At 39.1% G+C, this 24,468-nt stretch carries 17 protein-coding genes; 10 read left to right on the top strand and 7 right to left on the bottom strand.

The features are described 5' to 3' along the window. Positions 1-111 precede the first annotated feature (111 nt). A complete protein-coding gene (locus tag ABLA85_RS01165; protein WP_367960636.1) occupies positions 112-3,177 on the bottom strand; it encodes an autotransporter domain-containing protein in 3,066 nt (1,021 codons plus the stop codon). A gap of 672 nt (positions 3,178-3,849) precedes the next feature. Here ABLA85_RS01165 and ABLA85_RS01160 point away from each other — a divergent pair. Continuing rightward, positions 3,850-4,542 (top strand): class I SAM-dependent methyltransferase, encoded by a 693-nt coding sequence (locus tag ABLA85_RS01160; RefSeq protein WP_367960635.1) that lies wholly within the window; start codon positions 3,850-3,852, stop codon positions 4,540-4,542. Between the two features lie 233 nt (positions 4,543-4,775). Here ABLA85_RS01160 and ABLA85_RS01155 read toward each other — a convergent pair whose 3' ends face one another. Further along, a complete protein-coding gene (locus tag ABLA85_RS01155; protein ID WP_367960633.1) occupies positions 4,776-5,372 on the bottom strand; it encodes an NADPH-dependent FMN reductase in 597 nt (198 codons plus the stop codon). A gap of 317 nt (positions 5,373-5,689) precedes the next feature. Between ABLA85_RS01155 and ABLA85_RS01150 the strand changes: the two genes are divergently transcribed. Continuing rightward, positions 5,690-6,181, top strand: a complete 492-nt coding sequence (locus ABLA85_RS01150) for a MarR family winged helix-turn-helix transcriptional regulator (RefSeq protein ID WP_047681498.1) — start codon at positions 5,690-5,692, stop codon at positions 6,179-6,181. Between the two features lie 153 nt (positions 6,182-6,334). Here the strand turns inward: ABLA85_RS01150 and ABLA85_RS01145 are convergent, their stop codons facing one another. Continuing rightward, a complete protein-coding gene (locus ABLA85_RS01145; RefSeq protein WP_367960631.1) occupies positions 6,335-8,380 on the bottom strand; it encodes a TonB-dependent copper receptor in 2,046 nt (681 codons plus the stop codon). A gap of 124 nt (positions 8,381-8,504) precedes the next feature. Further along, entirely contained in the window at positions 8,505-8,930 is a 426-nt protein-coding gene (locus ABLA85_RS01140) for a DUF2946 domain-containing protein (protein WP_367960630.1), read from the bottom strand. Between the two features lie 291 nt (positions 8,931-9,221). Here ABLA85_RS01140 and ABLA85_RS01135 point away from each other — a divergent pair, with 291 nt between their 5' ends. The 4 genes from ABLA85_RS01135 (at position 9,222) to ABLA85_RS01120 (ending at position 17,682) form a co-directional block, all read left to right on the top strand. Continuing rightward, the gene (locus tag ABLA85_RS01135) at positions 9,222-10,505 is read left to right on the top strand and encodes an aspartate aminotransferase family protein (RefSeq protein ID WP_367960700.1); all 1,284 of its coding nucleotides are present in this window, start codon (positions 9,222-9,224) and stop codon (positions 10,503-10,505) included. Between the two features lie 228 nt (positions 10,506-10,733). Beyond that, positions 10,734-10,937 (top strand): hypothetical protein, encoded by a 204-nt coding sequence (locus tag ABLA85_RS01130; protein WP_340622406.1) that lies wholly within the window; start codon positions 10,734-10,736, stop codon positions 10,935-10,937. A gap of 56 nt (positions 10,938-10,993) precedes the next feature. Beyond that, on the top strand, positions 10,994-12,640 hold the full coding sequence (locus ABLA85_RS01125) for an ATP-binding cassette domain-containing protein (RefSeq protein WP_367960628.1): 1,647 nt from the start codon (positions 10,994-10,996) through the stop codon (positions 12,638-12,640). Positions 12,641-13,041: 401 nt separating this feature from the next. After that, on the top strand, positions 13,042-17,682 hold the full coding sequence (locus tag ABLA85_RS01120; protein WP_367960626.1) for an amino acid adenylation domain-containing protein: 4,641 nt from the start codon (positions 13,042-13,044) through the stop codon (positions 17,680-17,682). Positions 17,683-17,830: 148 nt separating this feature from the next. Here the strand turns inward: ABLA85_RS01120 and ABLA85_RS01115 are convergent, their stop codons facing one another. Continuing rightward, positions 17,831-19,366: a hypothetical protein gene (locus ABLA85_RS01115; RefSeq protein WP_367960624.1), complete on the bottom strand. Its 1,536-nt coding sequence runs from the start codon at positions 19,364-19,366 to the stop codon at positions 17,831-17,833. A 193-nt stretch (positions 19,367-19,559) separates the two neighbouring features. Continuing rightward, positions 19,560-20,057 (bottom strand): GNAT family N-acetyltransferase, encoded by a 498-nt coding sequence (locus tag ABLA85_RS01110; RefSeq protein ID WP_367960623.1) that lies wholly within the window; start codon positions 20,055-20,057, stop codon positions 19,560-19,562. Positions 20,058-20,156: 99 nt separating this feature from the next. Between ABLA85_RS01110 and ABLA85_RS01105 the strand changes: the two genes are divergently transcribed. From ABLA85_RS01105 to ABLA85_RS01095, 3 genes are all read left to right on the top strand, one after another. Further along, positions 20,157-21,260, top strand: a complete 1,104-nt coding sequence (locus ABLA85_RS01105; RefSeq protein WP_367960622.1) for an alkene reductase — start codon at positions 20,157-20,159, stop codon at positions 21,258-21,260. Between the two features lie 118 nt (positions 21,261-21,378). Further along, positions 21,379-21,816 (top strand): P1 family peptidase, encoded by a 438-nt coding sequence (locus tag ABLA85_RS01100; protein WP_367960621.1) that lies wholly within the window; start codon positions 21,379-21,381, stop codon positions 21,814-21,816. A gap of 307 nt (positions 21,817-22,123) precedes the next feature. After that, on the top strand, positions 22,124-23,035 hold the full coding sequence (locus tag ABLA85_RS01095; RefSeq protein WP_367960620.1) for an alpha/beta fold hydrolase: 912 nt from the start codon (positions 22,124-22,126) through the stop codon (positions 23,033-23,035). Positions 23,036-23,159: 124 nt separating this feature from the next. Here the strand turns inward: ABLA85_RS01095 and ABLA85_RS01090 are convergent, their stop codons facing one another. Further along, positions 23,160-24,101 (bottom strand): acyl-CoA thioester hydrolase/BAAT C-terminal domain-containing protein, encoded by a 942-nt coding sequence (locus tag ABLA85_RS01090; protein WP_367960618.1) that lies wholly within the window; start codon positions 24,099-24,101, stop codon positions 23,160-23,162. Positions 24,102-24,182: 81 nt separating this feature from the next. Here ABLA85_RS01090 and ABLA85_RS01085 point away from each other — a divergent pair. Next, on the top strand, positions 24,183-24,468 hold a 286-nt coding region (locus tag ABLA85_RS01085; protein WP_367960616.1), incomplete at its 3' end, for a hypothetical protein.

Raw genomic sequence — 24,468 nt, 5'->3', positions numbered from 1 at the left:
TCTATTTAACTATTTTGTATTGCCATGGATACAAGGCCACTAAATGAAGAAGAAAAACTCACTGCCAGCTCTTGCCAGCAATGAGTTTGTTTTTTATGGAATTTTTATTGCTCAGAATTTCCAGTTGGCATTGAAGAATACACCGTTATCTTTGTGATTGCCTGATATGACACCGTTATATCCCAGGGATAATTGAGCATTTTCATTAACGCCCAATGCCATACCTGCTTTGATGACAGCGGCGTCACGGGCTGCTGAGACACTGTTGACAGTAAATACTGCATTGCTATTGCTGAAACTTAATTTACTGCCACGATCGACATTGCCAAATTGATGTTGCCAACCCAATTCACCATACATACCTACAGTAATTTGATTTTGCGTCTGCCATTTTTGGTCAACGCGTAAACCTAATGTGGAGAGAGTTGCATTTTTTGATTGTTTTTCACCAGATAATGCCGCAGCACCACCTTGCTCATTAATACCATCATGACGGAAATTAATGTGAGACAAATTGGCAAATGGCTCCAAATTCAGCCAGGGAGCATTCATACTGTAAGCTGCTTCAGTAAATATCTGCCCGGTTTGTGCGCCATATTTGGCTTTCAGATTGTCGGACTGACTGCCAAAAGCAACCGAACGTTTAGTATCAAAACGATGCCAGCTATAGGCCACACCAGTACGCAATGCCAGAGCATTAAACTGTTTACTACCATATAATGCCAGATGGAAATTGTTGCTGTCGGCTGAGGTATTATAACCACCACGCAGAGAAGAGCGGGTATAACCCGTAGACAAACCGATACGCCAGTCATTCGTTAACGCTTTGTCTGCGCCCAGTAACACACCATAATTAGACATACGATAGCCGTTGACTTCACTGGTATTGTCAGCGCGTTGCCAGTTGCTGGTGATTTGCGCCCAAACACCATTTTTATCTGCTTTGATATCCTGATGAGTGGTTCCACCACCCGCCTGACGTAAGCGTGTATTCAACGTATCGCGCAGATAGCGGCTGCTATTCATTTGTGCAGCAGTGATATCGGCATGGATCTGTCCAGAAGACAACTGTTGGAATGCCTGGCGAGCCTGAGCAGGCGTATCAGACATTAAGATACTCTCATAAACCGGATGACCCAGATTCAGCTTATCAGCAGCATTGGCTATCGCACGTTCGTTAGCGGTTTTACCCATACTGGCGAATGTAGTGGCATTACGTTTTATATCTAACATCACGCTATTAGGTTGATAGTTAAGATGAGTACCAACGAACAAATAGTTAGGTGCAACGGTAGTAAATTGACCATTGATACCACGGTTTGCCTGTAAGATATTGTATTGCTGACCAAGCAGGCTACGAACCTCATGTTTTGAAAGTAAGTTACTGTTGTTTTCTAACGTGACCTGTACAGATCCACCTTTCAATATCGCTGAACCATTGCTGGAAATGCGATCACTACGTCCCTGGGCATTGGGTGCAACTTCAACCAGATAACGAGAACCTTCCTGGAAAGTAACATCACGATCAACATTCAATATTCCGATTGAATTTAAATTGCCTGGTGCAATATTGGCACTGGCATTGGCCATAAGTGAGCCAACAGTACCACTTCCACTCAGTGTTGCATCATTTTGCACAGTGACATCAGAAGTTATAGAGCCACTAATTTGCAACTGGCCTTGTTCTACCCTGGTTGGCCCTTTATAAGTGCTATTTTTACCAGCAAGTTCAAGCATTCCTTTACCGGTTTTAGTCAATCCACCATGACCTGCAATATCATTACTCCAATAGTCATAGGCGCACTCAAGGCTATCGCATATCCGCTCTACAGTAGTCCCTTTTTCCACTATTCCCCCAATTCCGGGGATATTTGCGACAAACTGAGTTTCCGTATATGAGCCGGGAATATAGAATTCAGCAGGAATATCTTTCTCAGTGATAAACATTTTGGGGCCATCAATGGCATCTTTCAGGTTCAGCATTCCCCAACCATAGAGTCGGTCAATACCTTTTTCCCCCAGATCAGTCGCAGTTGTTTTGAGAACATCAGAGATTTGCCCCGCTGTCATATAAGGAAAACGCTGCATCAAGACAGCCGCAGCTCCAACGACATGCGGGGATGCCATAGATGTGCCCGTGTAAGCCTCATAAGTAGGATTAATCTCTAGTTCACCTTTACTTAAGGCATCTTCGTCTATTTTTCCCTTATTTTTAGAGATAAAATTACCTGTGCTACTGTAAACTCTGGTGCCTGGTGCGGACAAACAATAACTAGCAGTATATCCGCAACTGGTTGATGAGACGTTAATTCGGTTGTCTCTGGTCAGGTTGGCTACGCTGAGGTAATTCTTTAATACATCAGGGAAGAAAAACGGCATCCCCGCGTGTAACCAGGTAACGTTATAGTTGTTGGCATTGCCCGCAGCAAAAACAACTAATTTATCTTGACGTGCTGCACGTAATAAGGATGCTGATCTGATGGTTCCAAATATTGGATACAAATCTTCCTCTGGGATTGGAGATTTACTTAACTTATCCAACATTTCTTTAATCGGGGTGGCATATTTAATGACATCGTCTAATGTGACTTTATCGTATTTTACTGTTCCATTTGGAAATCTTATAGGATTGCCTTTGCTGTCAGTAGCATAGCCAGGACGAACCCCCCAACTATTATTGATAACCCGAACATTACTCTGAATCATGGCTTCTGTACGATTAAACTCATTTTGCAAATATTTTGCAGTCATTAAACCCGAATCAAATGCCACGCCGTGCATCCCTTTACCGTCCCTGTTTGCGGCAATAATTCCTGACACATGATTACCGTGAGCACCGAAGACGATCGTTCCATTTTGCATTTCATCATAGTTCCACGTATCTTCAGGACTTAATATCTTAAGTTTTCCTGCAAATTCAGAATGCTGAGTAACAGCCTCATCCAGCACACCAACATTAATCCCTTTCCCAGTATAACCACGTGCATAAGCATAATGCGCACCAATTGCGGTTAATCCCCATTGACGCTTGAATTCCTCTGATAGCCAACTATCAGGCGAGTTTTTCTGTCCCTGTTCCTGATATCCAGTATCAGCCATTGAAGCATTAATAGGTAATAGTCCATAAAATAATGTCACCCACAAAAATATAGGTTTTACTGTATTGTTTTTTTTCATAAGAGCAGGTCCATTTTTTACATGATGAAATCTTCCGATTCGCTATTCAACAAATAACTCTTCAGAAAACACTTATATTTAACTGGTCATTTAAGTTCATATAACTGGCAGAATTAAGTTATTCCCAAAACAGATGGACGTTGCAGAATAATCTTTAAATAATTAATTAAAGATATCGAAAAAATATCTATGACTTGCCAGTAAGTTTCTATGAAATGATAACTAAACACCAAATGCAAGAATTTATTTAACCCACTGATAACATTTGATTTACAATAATTTAATTTTATTTTCTTTTTAAATTCATATAGATAAATTTAAATTTTAGTTATTTTACACTGATATACAGTTATTTATTATTAAGGGAAAAATAAAAAAAATACTTCTCCGTACTTTAATTAAGCGATCTTTTATTTATTAAATGGATATTTATCAGGGTAATAAAATAAGTATTATCAATATAAAAACACAGTAGAGATGACAGGTTTTTATAAATTATTATTCGTGTAATAATTTATGTCATATATAAAAATTATAAAACGGCTTTATTCTTTAAACGGGATTAAGAACATAAATTCTCAACAAAAGGAATCATTAAAGAAGCTATAATATTAAATTAAACTGATTATTAATTTCTTTCACGGCTTTATAAAAACAATAAGAGGTGAATATATGAGTAAATGGGAAGAGAAAGAACTTTCTGAGTTTTTTTCACAATACAATGATGTTTTTGAAAAGAAATATGCATTCACAACTATTTGTGATTTTATTAAGCAACATAATTCCATAAAAAAAGTTCTTGATCTTGGTTGTGGATCAGGAGCATTAATTCCTTTTCTTACGTCAATTGTGCCTCAAGTAATCGGTGCAGATATTTCAAAATATGCTATTGAATTAGCAAAAGAAAGATATAAAGAGAGTGGGGCTATATTCACTTATCCCACTGAGCTTCATCACTATACGAATGACATCCCTTTTGATACGGTAATCAGCTCTTTTGTGCTCTGCACACTAAAAACAGAAGATTCGTACAAAGCTATTTTTCGTCAGGTAAATAGCTACTTAGTTAAACATGGTTACTACATGACTCTTGATTTTAATTTGGATGCTTTCGGCATAGATTTTGGCCCATTCAAAACAGGAGAAGCAGGAAAGAGTTACCGTGACGGAGAGACATTGTTAACGACTTTGTGGACTAAAACGGGTAAGCCGTTCTCTTTTAATGATACGTACTGGTCATTAGGAAAACGGATAGCATGTGCAGAAGAGGCAGGGTTTTCTCTTCACAAAAAATTAATTCCTCATGTTCCAAATTTTAAGCCTCCATTTATAATATCTGTCTTCAAAAAAGAAGAAGAATTATAAGAGATTGAACGCAGTACTTTACCCAGTCCAGGGCGTATTCTCAAAGAACTCAGTAAAAATGAGTTTGATGGTGCTAGATACGATGCAGAATTACCTCAACGGCTTAAAGACAGTTTGTATTAATTCATATAAAAGATCGGTAACCCGATCTTTTATACTCGACTCATATCATTGAGCCGAGCTTAGTTTTTTAATGTTTTGATTTTTAATCAAAATAGTTATTATTGTCTATTTTACATACCATAGTGATACTTTTTATTTTCCTCTCCAATAACTTCACGTACATGTTTCAGAGCTTCGGCATAAGATTTTAGTAGTTTCAGTGTGTAGTGAACTCGTACCTCAAATACAGCATCATTACAAATCAAATCTGGGGAGATTAAGCTTCCACTTTGACGGAAAATTAGATGATCTGGCAGGAAGCAAACATGGTTATTTTTAAAACCGGTCATACGTAATTCCGAAAGCGGGTAAACACCATTTGGGCCAGCAGAAACGCTAGTCAATAATGCTGGTTTATGCCCCAGTTCCGTCACAGAGCAATATAACAATAGATTTTTTAGCGCTGGTGGCACCATTCCATGCCATTCAGGAGACACAAAAATAAAGGCTTCACTTTCTCTTAATTGGTGAGCAATTGCCTGCCACGGATGTGACTCTGCTGATATATCTGTGGTATAGCCATCATGAAGAGGAAGTTCAACATTGCACAATTCGAGGAAATTAGTATCCGTAAATCCATATTCATTACTGAGTTTTTGCAAATAGCGGGCTACACGTTGACTGCTGGAGTTTTGACGCTGGCTGCCAGATATCAAAGTCAATTTCATACTGTAATTCTCCTGAATTATATGGGGTTATGAGGCTGTTTGAGTACGAATTCGAGGAATAGAAAACCAAACAGCAATCATAATGATGCAGGCTCTGACAAATTGGAATAGGAAAAAACACCGTCGTTACAAACCTAATTGCTTCTCTGTTTGTTTTTTTAATCTCATCACAAGTAATGTAATTCCGATAATACCCAGAATAACTAGTGTAAAATTCATTACAAAATGTATCTTTATGTAAAGATAAATTAAAATAATAGCCTATATAAATTTTATCAAGTATCTTTTCTCAAAAATAAATGAATAGGGAAAAAGACATGAAGTACGATCACGTTGACCGTTTACTCATACAATGGGAGCAACAGCGCCCAGACCTTGATCCTTCACCAATGGGTGTGATTGGGCGTTTATACCGTGCAAATAAAATTATCGAACAGCGATTACAGCCTATATTCAAGGCATACGACTTAAGCGCTATTGAGTTTGATATCCTTGCGACACTACGCCGTTATGACACACCAATTACACCCACTGAGATGTATCAATCCGTTATGTTGACTTCGGGGGCAATGAGTACCCGCATTGAGCATATGGTACAGCGAGGACTGGTTGAGCGTGTTGCAAATGCTAAAGATCGACGCAGTTGCAAAGTCTCTTTGACTACGGAAGGAAAAGAACTCATAGATAAAGTGGTTGAAAGCCATCTGGAAAATGAGAGAGAAATTCTTGGGGCACTATCCAGTGAACAGCAAGAACAACTTGCTATGTTATTGCGTCATTGGCTATTGACGAATGAATCCGATATTTAGGATTCCTCTGATAATTATAGCCCCATAAAAGTATCTTTCCAGGAAGATATTTCTTAATGCTATGTAAAAATAACTTTAATAAAAAAGTTCATTAAGAAATGGTAAAGACTTTGCCCCGACATAATTCAGGGCAAAGTCTGAGGGGCTAATGTGTTAGAATTTCACGTTAAATCTGGCCCAATAAGTACGACCAGGTTCATTTACTGGCGTATTGGCCGAATAACCAAAGCCGCTATTTCCTGCCAGATTGAGGTGTTCGCTGTAAGTTCTGTTAAAGATATTGTCAACACCAGCACTAACCTGAATATCTTTGGTCACTTTATAGGCAGCATTCGCAGAGAAAACGGCAAAACCAGCACTACGGTTAAAATCTTTCCCGACAACGTTACCTTCGTTGATTGCAACCCGATTCTGACTGTTGACTAATCGCAGCAAACCGCTACTTGTCCAATCACCCTGTTCCCAGGTCAAACCCAAGCGTGCTTCCAGTGGCGGAGTTTGGGGTAATGGACGATGATTGGAAGTATTTCGTGCCCAGGAATAAGCCAGACTTGCATCCGTTTTCCAGTTATCATTCAGATGGTAAGCAACTCCCATTTCTCCACCCCAGATGGTAGCATCCACATTACTTGCCTTACTGACTTTATTGTCTGCATAGTGAAATAGAATAAAGTCATCAATCTTACCAACGTAAGCTGAAATCCAGCCTTTCAGGTTCTGATCGTTATAATGTGCACCGATATCTAACTGCGTTGTTTTTTCTGTTTGCAGTTTCTTGAATGCATTACCTTTAGAACGGAATAGTTCCCAATAATCAGGGAAACGTTCGGTATAACCTACGCCGGCATAAAACATAACCGGGAGCTCTTTCAGGTTATGTTCAAATCGGACAAAACCTGCGGGTAAAGTATTTGTTCGTGCTTCCTGAGTATCTTGAGTGTATTTATCGACTAAAACACGATCCAAACGCGCACCACCGGTAACTTTACTTTGTTCAGTTGCATCCCAGGTCAGCTCGCCGAAAACGCCATAATCACGGAATCGTGCATCCTTTTGGGATTGGTTGCGGTGGGTATTGGTCTGCATATCCACACCACTCTGTAATCTGAAATCTTCCCAGAGCCATGTTCCCATCATACGTCCACCAAAAGTACGGCGATCCAGTTGATGAGCCATCTTCATATTCATACCATGGCCACCGCCGTGCATAGAGTGATTACCCTGTTTCATATGGCTACCATGTCCCATGCCCATTGCTGGAAGAGAAGGGCGGGATAAATTATCCATCACATGGCGGGTAGAGTTGTAATAAAAGTTGGTTTCAAACTTATCAAATACATCTCCGATATTGGACTTTTCAAAGCGTACTCCCAAACTTTCACGTTTGAATTTGGAGCCATCCATCCCACGTCCGGCATAACGTGCTTTTCCATCACCTTGCCCTGCGCTTAATTCCAGTAACGTATCTTCATCAGGCGTCCAGCCTAACGCGACATCGGTATTCCATTTATTCCAGTGGGAAGGGACACGGTATCCGTCACCATCTTTATAATCATTAGAGCGAGATTTATTGCCAATAAAACGCATATAACCATGCTGATTACCAAAACTCAGATCTGCGTTACCATCCCAACGTCCGTTAGAACCAACAACGGTGCTGGCATTGCCTTTAGCACCAGGTCCTGCAAATTGCGGTCGGGAGCGTTCGAAGCGGATAGTGCCTGCGGAATTTCCCGGTCCCCAAAGAACAGTTTGTGGCCCTTTGACCAGACTCAGTACATCATAACTTTCTGGTGAAATGTAAGAACTTGGAGCGTCCATTCTTGATGGACAAGATCCCAGAACTTCACCATCATCAATCAACATACGCAAGCGAGAACCAAACATACCGCGAAATACAGGATCACCATTAGTTCCACCGTTACGGATCTGGGAAAATCCGGGGATAGTTTTCAAGTAATCCGAACCATCGCTGGCGGGGACAGGTTGACGAGGTGTTTTAAGTGAAGAGAAAACACTAAGTGGTGAAACAGCCGGTGCGGTTACGGTTATCACTGATTCACTCTCATGGACGGTGTGTGAGTCTTTTGTCTCTTCAATTTGATCTTTCGTGACCGCTAAGCTGCTGGCCGGCATAAAGAATGTAATCGCTAACGCTGTGGCCAGAGGAGAGACGCGAAATAATTGTGTGCTAGACATGAAAATATCCCTTAATTAATGAGTAACAAATCCTGTTTTTGAATTTGTTTAAAGCAATACTAATTTGCCTTATGAAAAACAACTTAAGGCAAGGAAAATAAATGATTTATTTCAAGTAAGCGGATTAATTAAGGGGTGGTGCACGTGGTTGTGACTCGCCGTAGAACAACCGGATCGTCGGGCCAGAAAAACCTAGTGCTGGTGGTGCACGGGAAATCGTCAATGTCAGCAGGAGAAAAGGAACGAATGTTCCCGATAGCAACGGCAGATTAATCAGTAACTGGCAATAACCACAGGCAATATCGTCCATCAATCCCATATGGATATGAGCGACGCCATGATGATTCATGGTATCTGATAAAAAAGATGCCTGATGATGATTACTGTTTTGCATATCAGGCATCGACATACCATGACATGCTTCACTTTTTATACCACGGCTGTGCTCCAGTGTTTTTGATACCACCGGAGCGATGAACAACATCATAATCGCCAATAGAGCAATTAACGCTGGTGTTCTGCGTTGTGATAGATGAAAAAGTGATAACAAACTAATAACCCAGATCAATGCTGACGATTGGGTGCCAATCTTACTGCATTTTTATTGGTTTTGTTAAAATATTTTGGGGGCTTTTGATGAGTACGTCTGCGTGAGTAAATTCATAACTAATGATTCGATAAATGAGATTTAACTTTAATATCATTTTGTTGCAAACTTATCGTTACAACTTTTTGTTACAATTCTAATATGAGGAGTTACAAAATGTCAGATAACAATACCATTCAAACTCATTCCTTACATGCTGATTCTTTCCAAGACCTGAACCTAAAAGCACATTGGATGCCGTTTAGTGCTAATCGTCAATTTCAACAAGATCCACGGCTGATTGTCTCTGCGGATGGGCATTGGCTAATAGATGATAAAGGCCGTCGTATTTATGACAGTTTATCGGGGTTATGGACTTGTGGAGCGGGTCACTCACGTTCGGAAATCCGTCAGGCTGCTTCAGAACAACTCGGTACGTTAGATTATTCTCCAGGTTTCCAATATGCTCACCCTCTGTCATTTAGATTGGCAGATAAAATCGCTCAACGGATGCCCGGTAATTTAGACCATGTCTTTTTTACCAATTCAGGTTCAGAAACTGCTGATACAGCGTTAAAAATAGCGTGTGCCTACTGGCGTATAAAAGGACAAGCGACAAAAACCAAATTGATTGGCAGAATGCGTAGCTATCATGGTGTCAATGTTGGTGGGACAAGTCTTGGTGGTATTGGTGGAAATCGTAAGATGTTTGGTCAAATGATGGATGTTGATCATCTGCCACATACTTTGCAGAGTGATATGGCATTCACCAGAGGTATCCCATCAACGGGTGGCCCTGAATTGGCCGATGAGTTATTGAAACTCATAGAACTACATGATGCCAGTAATATTGCTGCCGTTATCGTTGAACCTGTTGCCGGCTCTGCTGGCGCGATTATCCCGCCACAAGGTTATTTACAACGTTTGCGGGAAATATGTACCCAACATGATATTTTGTTAATCTTTGATGAAGTTATTACCGGTTTTGGCCGTATGGGATGTTGGACAGCCGCAGATTATTTCGGTGTCACTCCGGATATCCTCAATTTCGCCAAACAGGTTACTAACGGGGCTATCCCTCTTGGTGGAGTCACTGTTTCCAGTGACATTTATGATGCTTTCATGTCACAACCACTCCCTGAACACATGATCGAATTCAACCACGGCTATACTTATTCGGCTCATCCCGTTGCCTGTGCTGCTGGTTTGGCGACTTTAGAAATATTGGAAAAAGAAAACCTGATCCAACAAGCCGCTGAATTAGTCCCTCATTTTGAACAAGTACTGCATGGACTTGAACATTGTCCGAATGTTGTTGATATTCGTAACTGTGGTTTGATTGGGGCAATTGAAATCGCACCACGTGACAATGATGGCAATGTCCGTCCTTTTGAAGCGGGTATTGCGCTATGGAACGCGGGTTTTTATGTCCGGTTTAGTGGTGATACTCTGCAATTTGGTCCGATGTTTAATGCTAAACCCGATGACCTTGACCGTTTGTTTAATGCAGTGGGTGATGTTTTACATCGGATTAAGTAAAAGAAGTACCAATCTGAGCGGTATCTTACCGCTCTTTCCTCTTACCTGTGTTGTCAGAATCATGGCTCTGCATTTAAACGGTGTCGTCAAGGCAATGTGAATCTCTGCACAAAGCCTGATGCAGATCTCAAACTTAAAATAAATTTTAACTATTATTATCTGTCGTGTGTTTATGTAGTTCATTGAATGTATTCTTCATCTTAAACCTAAAAATTAGCTGAGGCGAAAATGAAATTACGTAAGAAGATTGAAACCCTGATTGAACTAAATGAAGATTCCAAAATAGCAGCAGATAAGATATGTAAGCTTTTTGAAAAAGAAATGACTGGAAGTATGAGCGGGAATGGTTGGCTAGATGAAGACGAATTATTAGAAATACTAGAGGAAATATTCGGTGATGACGATGATGAAGACGAAGGTTTATTCTCATAAACTGAAAAAATTTTCTTCTTACCTCTCCTGACATGCACGCGTACAAGGTGAATTAAATGAGAAATCATGAACAAAATACAATTGAAATTCGTGGTGCAAGACAAAATAACCTTAAAGGAATTGATCTATACATTCCTAAAAACGTTATCACTGTATTCACAGGTGTTTCAGGTTCAGGTAAAAGTTCCCTTGTATTCGGTACAATTGCTGCGGAATCTCAAAGACAGCTTAATGATACTTTCCCGCCTTATATCCGGCATCGGTTGCCATACTATGGTCAGCCGGATGTGGATGAGATAAATAACCTCACTACTGCAATTATCATTAACCAAAAACGTATTGGTGAAAATATCCGCTCTACAGTTGGTACGGCGTCAGATATTTATACTTTGCTGCGACTTTTATTTTCCAGAATCGGTAAGCCCTTTGTCGGTTATTCCAATATCTTTTCATTCAATCATCCATCAGGGATGTGTCCAAACTGTGAAAGATTAGGTATTGCCAGCACTATAGATGTTGAAAGACTGGTGAATGAAAATAAGTCATTAAATGAAGGCGCAATTCAATATTCCACATTTGCTCCGGGGACTTGGCGGTGGCGCCGATATGTTCATTCTGGTTTGTTTGATAATGACAAGAAAATTGCTGATTACACGACAGAAGAGCGCCAACTTTTACTTTATGCAGATAACATCGTACCGGCCGCGCCTTCCCCTGATTGGCCTAAATCTGCCCGATTTGAAGGGGTTATTACCCGATTTACGCGCAGCTATCTGGTTAAGGATAGCAAAGAGCATAAAAGTGAAGAATTTCAGGGTATTGTCTCAATGAAACAGTGCCCTGTCTGCCACGGTCAGCGACTCAACAAACGTATCCGTTCATGTTTAATTCAGAGTAAAAGTTCCCTGATTATGGGGGAGGTTGTTCCTCGATATATAAATGCGGTTGTTATCGACCAAAAACCTCTTCATACCTCTAAGCGTTCTCATATTGCATCATGGAGCGGGGTTTTTGATCACATTCGAGAACGCTTTGCGTTGGCTAATAATGTGACCAAATCATGGTTTTCACCTAATGCCAAAGGGGCATGTCTTGAGTGTAATGGATTAGGCGTCATTGAAACTGATTTGGCTTTTATGGATTCTGTTACTTTACCTTGTGAGGCTTGTCACGGGCAGAAATACAATAAAAAATCTTTAAATTATAGGTATAAAGGGAAAACGATTGTTGATCTGATGAATATGAGTATTGCTCAGGCGACAAATTTTTTTGAGGGAGATAGTCAGATCCACCCAACATTAGTACATATTCAAGAGGTTGGATTAGGTTATATGCGGCTTGGGGAGTCTCTTGACCATTTATCCGGTGGAGAATGTCAAAGATTGAAACTTGCCTCTTACCTGAATAATACAGGTGATATGTATGTCTTTGATGAACCGACAACCGGGCTTCATCCTTCAGATGTGGCAGTCCTTATTAAGTTATTTCGTCGTCTTGTAGAACAAGGAAACTCCGTCCTGATCATTGAACACAACATAGACATTATTGCGGAAGCAGATTGGATAATTGATTTAGGTGAAGGTGCAGGAACTGATGGTGGGCGAGTGATGTTCAGTGGCACACCACAGGAGATGTTTGAACAGGGTAATTCATTGACAGCCGAATATTTACGCCAGCACTGCCATAAGAAAGTTTTATCTTAAGAATAGTTTTATCTTAAGTTTTGCCTTTAAACACTTCCTGATTGTTTAACTCCAGCATTATTAAAAATGGAGTTAAACATTTTATATTAATAGATTAATTTATCCTGCCTGAATAATATAAATGGTCTTTTATTTATCTATATATTGTCAATTTTTAAAATGCAACTGTTGTTTGTGATATTTATAATGTTGTGTTTTAATGAGGCTTTATCTTTTGAATAATAAAAAAGTCATTTGACTGATTTCAAAGTTGCGTTATGGAATTTGTTCTATTAATTTTTTCAGATAATTAAATCAATATTTAATTGAGAAGATATATCTAACAGGGTTATTTTTCTTTGAGTGTATTATTTAGTATAAATTGGCAACTCAATTAAGGAAAAATCGGCTGGAGAGAAAAGATGGAAAATGAGACTTTATACAAAGCGGTTAAGGATACATTGGATAACTTTTTACAACGGCATAATGAAAAAAAATGGCATAGTAACGAATATGACCTAAGTATTCTTTCTGTTAATGATGCCAATCGATGTGCAGATTTACTCTCTGAATTCTTGGACCTGTCGGTGAATACACAAATTATCTTTTCTTCTTCATCACTAGATAGTTTAGTTGATAACTTAATCGACTATGCGCCTGAATTGAGTAGCAGGGCATATATACCCAGTACTCAAGGACAAAAAGGATTGTGGCTACTTGACCAGGTATTGATCCAACCTGAATGTTACAATGTTCCATTACTTGTAGAAATAGGGACGCATTTAGATCATCATTTGCTGGAAAAAGCAGTCACTCAATTTGTGGAAATAACGCCTGTTTTACGTACACGCTTCGCATTTAACCAAAATCAGCTTTATCAGGTTATAGAACAGCCCAGTAATACTCAAATTATCCATAAAACACTGACTGAGATCATTCATCTGGAAACCGTTATTCAACAGATGGCTTCTAAACAATATGATTTGGCAAAAGGGCCATTATTCGATATCTGCTTGATAACAGGTGAATCAAAACAGTGTTGGCTGGTATGTTGCTTCCATCATATTATCGTCGATGCACCTTCTATACGTATTATTGTAAAAAATATTCTCAAATATTATTGCCACTTACTTGGAAGTGAATGGTTTGGAGACAAAGAATACCATTATCTGAAAACCGGTGCCGACTATCTGGAATTTACTCAATGGCAACAAAAACTATTGGCTAAACCTGAAACTTCCATAATGAAAGAATATTGGAAAGAGACACTGACTCCTTATCCTCCTATGATAGATCTTCCGACTGATTATCCCAGAAAAGAGAGTAAAGGAACTAAGGCGGGTTATCTTCACTTGCAACTTAGCCGTGATGATGTACTGAAAATATCTCAGCAAGCCCTAAACCTTGCAATGACACCCTTTATGTATATGGCCATGTGTTGGCAGTTCTTGCTGTATAACCTGTCTGGTCAGAAAGATATCACTATTGGTATCCCTTTTACGCTGCGCGATAACACTGATTTTGAGGAAACGGTGGGATATTTGGTCAACACACTACCATTCCGGTCGTATTTAGATGCAAATATTACAGTGAACCAATTTGCAGCGTCAGTGAGTGAGCGTTTTGTTCAGGCTCATTTAAACAAACAGTTACCTTTTGCTGACATGGTTGCTGGTACGGGTCAAAACTTTGGATCAGCTAACCCCGTGTTTCAGACATTGCTTGTCATGATTGATACCACCAATGATGTATTCCAGGATTTTCCTTTTCCAGTCAAACTTTCCGAACAATATATTCTGGCAGCTAAATATGATTTAACCCTCTTTATTAAAACAGGAACATCCAATCAGTTAGTGATGGAATTTAATGCCGAACTATTTGAAGGCAACACGATACAATATTGGCTGGAGCTATATAAGCAAATCACTTTATCTATGGGGAAATGGGGGGAAAAGACGCTAGGTGAAATTGATATCCTGACACAAGAAGAACAACTTTACATCGCTAATCGGTCAAGTACGCCATTTTCTGATACGGGTAATCAATGTGTTATCAGGGAGATCGAAGCGTATGCGAAAAATCACCCGAATCATATTGCGTTAATGACACGCTACAACCATTGGTCTTATGGATGGTTAGATCATCGGGCTAATCAGTTGGCTGAATTTATCTATACACATTACACCATCGGTGTAGGTTCGCGGGTCGGATTGTTGTTAAATCGAAATGAAGATTCTATCGTTGCTCTACTGGCCGTTTTAAAAACGGGGGCAGCCTATGTTCCTATTGACCCCGGTTATCCTTCGGAACGTATTGAATATATGCTTCGAGATGCAGCGGTGGATTGTATTGTTACCACAAGTGAACTTGTTGCAGCAACATCTGTATCTATCTCCAAAGTAATATTAGATGAAATGGTATTTGCACAGGATAGTCATTGGCAATCAGTACAGCGTAAACCGGATGATGAGTTATATGTCATTTATACATCTGGCTCAACAGGCCAACCTAAGGGAGTACGTCTACTGAATAAAACACTGTCTAATCTGTTGGAATGGCAAAAAGGGATCTCTGTCTGTAGTGAAGGTGATTGCACTCTGCATTACATGTCTCTGTCTTTTGATGTTTCCGTGCAGGAAATATTTGGTACGTTGTGTACCGGAGGAAAGTTATATATTGCAGATGAAGAAGAGCGTAAAGATCTGCATCATCTGCAAAATGTCATTGCGTTAAATGGAATTCACCGCGCATATTTTCCCTATGTTGCGCTGCAACATTTGGCTCAATTAACAGTCATGAATAAAGCCCAACTGCCGACGCTTAAAGAAGTCTATTCAACCGGTGAACAACTGGTTCTCACTTCTGACATTAAGCATATGTTTAATGCTGACCGAAGACTGATTAACCTCTATGGTCCGTCAGAAAGTCATGTCTGTTCTGCTTATATCATGCCGACAGATGTATCTTTATGGGGGGATAGTGCATCAATCGGATATCCACTACCTGGATTTACCCTGCTCGCGCTTGATGAGCACAAGCGCATGGTTCCGGCGGGAGTAACCGGCGAACTTTGGATTGTCAGTGACTTTCTTTCTCCCGGTTATCACAACAAAGAGCATGAAACCCAAACACGGTTTCTAACCGGAAACTGGCCAGGTGTAATTAGCCAATATGCTTATAAATCGGGTGATCTGGTAAGGCTAAAATCTGATGATACATTTACGTACCTTGGGCGTCTGGATAATCAGTTAAAAATTCGTGGATTCAGGATTGAACCAGCAGAAATAGAAGCGATACTCAATTCACTGGATGGTGTGAAAGTGTCTGCTGTTATTGGTAAAGAAACCTCCGCCGGTAATAAAATGCTGGTGGCTTTCATAGTGGCAACCACAACTGCGACATTAGAGCGCGCCAAGCTATTAACTGAATTACGTACTCATCTGCCAGATTACATGATCCCAAATGAGTTTGTATTTTTATCTGATCTTCCAACGACCCCAAGCGGAAAAATTGATCGTAAGGCATTACATGATGTTGAGATAAATGGTATTGAGATAAGCCAATTGTCAGATTTTGCAACGGATAAGTTTGAAAATAGTCGTATCTCTGAAGAACACCTGACTTCAATTGAACAAAAAGTAAAATCACTCTGGCAAAAAGTTCTGCCAAACCGACAAATTAAAGCAGGGGATAACTTCTTCAATATCGGCGGACATTCACTGTTAGCAACACAATTGGTGTATTTATTACGTAAACAATTTAATGTCGATTTTCCACTCAAGTTACTGTTCAGCGCTCCTACTTTACGTGATATGGCCGCTTCTATTGATATCTATCTGAATAGTGACAAAAAAAACAATAACGAAATGCAAAATACATTCATTAACGACGCATTCATACAGCACGATTGGACTTCTGTTCAGCAACTAAGCCTATCGGAAAGTGATGGTGTATTACTCACTGGCGCAACGGGATTTTTAGGTATCTACCTTCTTCGTTCGTTACTTCAGCAACTGACTGGTAAAGTATTTTGTTTAGTCAGGGCAACAGATCACCGTGCAGGGTTAAACCGTATAATAAAAAATGCTCATCGCTATGGTATCGATCATGATATCGATTTTTCACGTGTTGAAATTGTGCTAGGGGATATTACTGAAACCAGATTTGGCCTAAATGAGGAAGAATATCAATTATTGTCAGAGCAAGTGGCTAAAATCTATCATGCAGCCGCTCATATTAATTTTATTCTCCCATACAGTTCCGTTAAAGGGACAAATGTAGATGGTATGGTAGAAATCATTAATTTCTGTTGTCACCACCGACATAAGAAACTTGAATACATTTCTACTATCGCTGTATTTGCATCAGACTATCCTAAACAACCCATTACAGAGTATTGTTTTCCGGATCACCCGGATTCACTACCTATTGGTTATACCCAAAGTAAATGGGTAGCTGAACAATATATACAACAAGCCAGAACGCAAGGTGTCGACATCAATATTTACCGAATAGGGCGAATATCTGGTGACAGTGTCACTGGTGCATGTCAGGAAGATGACTTTCTGTGGCGTCAGATTAAAAGTTTTATCCAAATGGGAATTGCGCTATACCCAGAATTATTAAATACAGATCTATTACCTGTTGATTTTGTCAGCCAAGTCATTGTGACATTGTCAGTTTCCAATAAAATACCCGGTCATCATAACTTCCATTTATTTCACCCTAAAGGCACTGACTTTACCCCTGTGTATCTGGCACTGAAACACAAAGGCTATAACATCAAAACTGTTTCTCAGTCAGTTTGGTTGGAAAAACTCGAAGAAATGGTTGTCAACGGTGATGATGTAGCATTAGGTTCATTGATTCATCTTTTTAAAGAACAGACTTTGAGTGTTGGTAACAATACCTATAACAATCAAATGACACGTCAGATGATTAAAAATTGTGGATTTGATTTTCCGGATATCACTGTCAGAACTTTTACGAAATTAATTGATTATTTTATGGACAAAAAATACGAACCGGAATGCATCCAAAGTTCAGGTTATATAAGAAGGTAAGTTAAGTCAGAAGGGATTGATATTCTTACAGCAGCCACAATATCAGCTATATTGTGGCTGCTAATATGTCTCAAGGCGAAATTGCTCTCTTTACAGAGCTGTGTAATCGTGCAGCAGACCTTTTATATGCGCAAACACCGACTTGAAATTAATCCAGCTCAGCCAACTCAAGCGCATTTTTGTACAGCGATTTCTCTATCTTTGCGATCTTTGATTCGAAAACTAAAAACCTGACTCGCAGATCCTCCAATGCTGTCGATTTTTCCTCTGGGGTTAGAAAAGAGTATTGAATGCTATTAAACACTGTTTTTTTGATATCTGCATATGATGGTTTGTAGTTTATGGCAAAAGTTACAAACTCCTGAGTTAAGTCACTACGAAGAACCCCAGGGTCATCAGTTGATATCACGAAAGGAACGCCATGACGTTGATAAAGTTTTATCGGGTGGTTGTTTCCTTTTACTCCAAGAATAAAGCCATTACTTGTCAGGTTTATTTCGATAGGTATTTTCTTTTCTCTCAGTATGCGGAGTAACTCCAAAGCATTCTCCTCCCTGACGATAGCAACGCCATGCCCGATCCTATCAGCTCCTGCAATATCTACAGCATATTGAATATGATTTGCCAGCTCCTCTGGTGGAACCATTCCATTAACCAGTTCCCCTGCATGCAGAGATAAATGGACATCAGGGAAAAGCGTTTTTAAATACCGAAACATCAACATGTGCAACTTATAGTCACGCATTGAGATATAATCATTTTCCGCCCCAACGATATTCACACCGACAATCTTTTTGCTGGCATGTGCTGCTGAAAATGCTGAATATAAACTTGAGAATACAATAGCGCGGGGTTCATCACGATAAGCATAGGCTTGAATTCGAACACGAAATTTATCATCGTCCATGCCAGAAATTGCCGCTTCTCCTGTTTGGATGTAGTTAGATATACTTTTCGTAAAATTGGGGTCCTTAGCCATAGACTCCGCATAGGGAGCCAGCGCTGCGAAAACGACGTTTTCATCGGCATTTGGATCTAACGTATCAAGCACTTTCGCAAGATCTGGGTATTCAACAGAAGGCGCCTCTTGTAAGATAATTTCCAAATACTGAACATTTTCATATTTGGCCCGATTTTTTAATTTAGTAAATCCAGCCCTTAGATCTTGCTTTGCTAACGAGCTAAAATAATTAAAAGTGTCAAAAAAGTGCTGATCCGGGGCTTTCTGTATATCATAATGGTTATAGAAATCTTTAGTTGACCATACCTCCAATAATTCTCGGTAGAAGGTATTATTTGCGATGATCTGCTCTTTATCGAGACAAAATTGCTGATTTCCCTCCGGGAGTTGATTCTTCTGACGTGTTTCTACCTGATAAACCTCTATTTTAAGTTTCGGCTCAGATCTATCATAAATGCAATATCCTTTATCCCCTAACCAATCAAGATAACTCTCTACAAACATTGCACCAGAATAATGAAGATGAATATCTGCCCCCTTAGGCATCATTCTCATGGCCATAGTTAGTTCTGCAATATTCGGATTATTAGTCTCAATCAGATTACTGAAAAAACGTGCCGTTGCTGCTTCATTTTTCTTATCTAAGTCTGTGTTTACTTCATCAGCATTAACTAAACAAGAAAATAACATTAATAAAATGGCTACAATAGGTAAAGCATTCATGAATTTTTTCCTGGTTTCGATATTTGTTGAATGAATTACAGGTGTACCAAAAGAGAGGTGGTACTACCTATTTTGCTTTTTAATAAGGAAAATATTTCAATATCAACGCTACCCATAATGTCTTTGTCGGAAATTTACTCAACACCAAAATTTATCATTCTTAATTAAGAATTAAGTTGTTAAAAATAGATACCTACATTATCAGGTACATCAATACCATATTAACGTATATTGAGTCATTTTTGAGTGGCATGGGCTCAATGCCAAATATTTCGAAACCAAATTTTTTATATAAATTTATCGCTGATACATTTTCTTCAACAACAGCTAATGATACTTGTCTAACATTTCCTTCCAGAAGAACTATCAATTTTTCAATAAGTTTTTCTCCTATTTTCAAACCTCGACAGCCAGGTTTGACATAAAAACCCCAAATAGTTCCTTTATGTAAATTTTTATATTCAGTACCTCGTTGAAACCTGATCATGCCAACTAATTCACTATTTAAATAGGCACCTAACACCAGAGAATCCGTTAATATCGTTATAAATTCTTGTTCACTTTTGGTATGCTCTTCTTCATATGTTAAACCAAAAGCATCAGGATCAGAACGTAGAGCTTCGAATCTAAGTTGTTGATATTCTGAAACATCGCTTGCTGATAATACTCTGATAAGTGGTGAAAATCCCATACTGTTTCCTGGTTATATTCTAACTAAAATATGTTATAAACAAATCTTGTCAAAATAGCATTAATATTTGTGATTATGTGATTAAAAAAAGGAAATCTTATGTCTGACAATAGCATTCGCACCGATCTTTTTTCACCCACTAAACTAGGAGAAATTGAACTCGCTAATCGTATAGTTATGGCCCCGTTAACACGCAGCCGTGTGAATAGGGAAGGTGTTCCGAATGAACTCAACGTAACATATTACGTTCAGCGGGCCAGTGCAGGTCTGATTATTTCAGAAGCAACCAATATTTCACTACAGGGACGCGGCTATGCGATGACTCCCGGTATCTGGACAGAAGAACAGGTAGCTGCGTGGAAAACAGTCACCGATGCTGTGCACATTGCTGGTGGCAAAATGGTGATGCAATTGTGGCATGTCGGGCGTTGTTCTCATGTCGATTTGCAACCTAACGGAGAACCGCCGGTAGCACCGTCTGCCATTAAAGCCGATGGTAATGTTTACACTGAGAACGGAATGCAGGAAGTTTCCATGCCACGCGCACTGGAAACCAATGAGATCCCCGGCATTATCGAGCAATACAAACATGCTGCTGAATACGCCAAACGGGCAGGATTCGACGGTGTAGAAATCCATTCAGCCAACAACTATCTACTGGAACAATTCATACGTGATTCAACTAACCACCGTACTGATCAATATGGCGGTTCTATTGAAAACCGAGTTCGCTTGGTTCTGGAAGTTGTTGAAGCTGTCACCGGAGTTTGGGGCAGTGGTCGGGTTGGTATCCGGTTGTCCCCAGTGACAACTGAAGCAGGAAACACACCGCTTGATAGTGATGTAATGGCAACTTATGGCTATCTGATTAGGCAACTCAACCCGTTCAAATTGGCTTATCTGCACTTTGTTGAAGGGACTACAAAAAAAGACCGTGTGATTCCTGAAGGCATTGATTTAGATAAATTAAGGTCATGGTTTGAAGGTGCTTACATTGGCAATAACGACTACAATCTGGAAATGGCTATTTCCCGCCGGGCGGAAGGAAAGGTTGACGCGGTTGCATTTGGTCGTCCGTTTATTTCCAACCCTGATTTGGTCGAACGTTTGCGTTATGACATTGAACTGACCAGTGTCAATCAGGACGCCTATTATGGTAATGGTGCAAAAGGTTATACCGACTGGCCGAAAGCGAATTACTAATCTGATGCTGACAGGCGGCTTAATTGAGCTGTTTCAGTGGGGCCGCCATATTTTCTCTTCTCCTTCTTTATCATTTTTTTGTAACTTAATTCGATAAATATCAAAAATAATTAACTTCGTGATTTTTTATAAAATAGTTCATTTATACCATGGAGATAAGAAAAAAATAAAAGATGCTGGATCTATAATAGCTGTGGTAGCTACAGATGCGCCATTAGCGCCTCACCAATTAGAAAAAATTGCTAAAAGGGTCTCTCTTGGGCTTGCAAAAGTAGGAGGTGTAGCCCGCAATACCAGTGGTGAAATATTTATTGCATTTTCCACTGCAAATAATGGTGCATTTTCCAGAGAGGAGATAAAAACAGTAGAAATATTGCCAAATGACAAACTGGACCCGTTATATGAAGCAACCATAAATGCAACGGAAGAGGCCATCATTAATGCAATGTTCGCGACCGAAACAATGGTAGGTAGAAATGGTAATACTTCTTATGCTATTCCTAAAGACAGAGTTAAAGAAATATTAAAAAAATATAACCTACTCAGTAGGATCTGAAACAGATTAGTTCAAAATAAATTTAAAAATTTTGACTTAAAAATAAACGAGTTATCAACTTTGATTAAAAGATTTTAAATTTAAGTTGGTAACTTTCATGCTTCATTAGAATCTACTACCAACAGAATAACAATACTGATGCTTTTCAACTAGTCAGGGAGCATCTTACGGAGAAAGAGTTATAAAACTAGCTTATTCACGTTATATTAGATGTTTTTTAATTTTATCAATACATGAACGGCTATCGCTAGCTCAATTTATTAAAGTGTGTTGGAAGGGAAGAGCTAAGTCACTCCGGGAATAATAATTGACCATTTATTTTGAGGGAAAAATGGCCGAATACAACATAAAACCAGCGACAAGAACTGGCAACCTATCTCTTCCTGATACTCGTACTCTTCACTGGTACGAATGGGGACCAATTACAGGCAAGCCTCTTGTTTTCTGCACTGGTGCTGGAATGAGTGGCTCATTAGGCTTTGGAGAAAAGGAACTAGACAGATTAAATATCAGATTAATAGTGCCAGACCGCCCCGGATTGGGTAACTCATCCCAACATAACCAGAAAACTCTGATTAGCGTTGCTGAGGATGTAACAGAGATATTAAAACATTGTGGTTTACAAAAGTGCATGGTTTTAGGTTTTTCACAGGGCGCTACCTTTGCAATAGCATTAACTAAAATCTGCAAAGTCACTGGGCTGGCAATCATAAACGGGCAGGATCAGTTTAGTTACCCAGCAACACATAAACTGTTAAATCAAGATGTTGCTAACATGGTTAAGCAGAGAAATGAAGCACCAGAAAAGTTTAAACAGTGGATTTCTGAAAATATGACTGCTGACTGGTTAATCAATTTTATTATGGCCAATAGTTCAGAAATAGATTTGGAACTATATTCACAGCCTGATTTTTCAAATGCTTATCGTCAGTGTGTAAATGAAGGTTTCTCTCAGGGATCGGCTGGCTATGTTCAAGACTTGCTAATTGCTTTAGGGCAATGGCCTTTTGAACCTGAAGATATTACTTGCCCGGTACATCTATGGTATGGAAGGCAGGATACCAGCACAGTTCATTCACCAGACTTTGGGGCTATTCTGTCAACACGTTTTCCTAATGCAGAATATTTTGTTCTAAATGAAGAAGGGGGATCTTTACTTTGGCGGAAGTCAAAAAATATTCTTGAAAAACTGGTCTTAACATACGCAAACGAAAAATAGTGCAAATTTCTGATGATTAATTGAAGCAATGTAATTAGAAAACAAAAAATTACAGTCATCTAAGTGATTACATAAGATGACTGTTTTCGTATTACTATCCTATATTCATAATCTAGGACGATGCTTAATTACTGTTTGCAACAGCTTTCTTGCTTTGTAACTGATACCAGTTTTTAATATCTTTAGTAATTATTGCAGCATGATAATTTCCGTCGATATCCTTGAAAAAGTGATCTAACCCATCATAAGTCTTAAAAGAAACCCTTGGGTTATCAATAGCTGCCATCACCTTTAGTATTCCAGCCGCATCAGTATTATTATCACTCATACACTGGATAACCAATAATGGTATTTTACTGGATTGGATCAATTTCTGATTATCAATGGATAACGACTCATACCACCAGTTTGCACCATGTCCACTGACTACCATGCCTGCAGGTAAGTTATTTTTCTTTGCTGCTTCCGCAAAAGTTCTAAAACTGTTAACTGCTTCATCGGACATTTCTGCCGGAGTTTCGTGCTTAATGCTATGGATGACATCATCAATAAAAAAACGCCCACCACCATTAATCGAAATCGCAGCAGTAATAAAATCTGCATCAGACGCTATCATATTGGTAACAAGAGCGCCTTCACTTCCTCCAATAAGGACAATATGACGGTATTTGTTTTTTAATTGATTTAATACGGCAAGATAATCTTTAACGCGTTTTGATGGTGAATCATTCTGAATATATACCTGTGGACATGCCGAATCATTAACTTCAATCGCATTTTTACCAATACTACTATCGAGCCCTGCTTTTTCTACTAAAAGAATATCATTCTCAGGAAACGTAGCGCCAAAATTTTCTATCATTTTCCGGTTATTGATAACACTGTTACAATCAGAACCCTGAATCAGAACAAGAAGATTTTCAGAAGGTATGCTATTTCTTTTTATCAAATAATAAGTAATTTCTTTGCCATCATTTCCCCGTAAACTATATGTGGTCTCTTCAGCCATAGATTGCATAGACATTGAAGTTAAAACAAATACGATGTAAATAAGTATTTTTTTCATAATATCCTGACCATTCTAATATAAGATAAAGTGATGTGAGATAACCACAATACACAAATTAACGGATAAGGTAGCAATCTTATGACAGAATTTCAAAGTAACCAAGTTCACTCTGTATTTGATCATTATCCTGAGTTATATCAAGTGCCGTTATTAACGATAAGAGAGTTAATATTTGACATTGCAGCAAAAACAGAAGGGGTAGGTTTCATTACCGAGACTTTGAAATGGGGGCAACCCAGTTATCTTACTCTTGAGACTGGAACAGGAACAACCATCCGATTAGGTCGTTTCAGTGATTCACGTATGGCTATCTTTTTTCACTGCCAAACCACATTGATTGATAGTAAGCGCCTAATTAACCCCA

The sequence above is a fragment of the Xenorhabdus sp. SGI246 genome, assembly GCF_040838225.1.
In the GTDB taxonomy this organism is placed as follows: domain Bacteria; phylum Pseudomonadota; class Gammaproteobacteria; order Enterobacterales; family Enterobacteriaceae; genus Xenorhabdus; species Xenorhabdus indica.
Note: the sequence above shows the minus strand (reverse complement) of the source record. Positions and strands in the feature narration are given on the sequence as shown.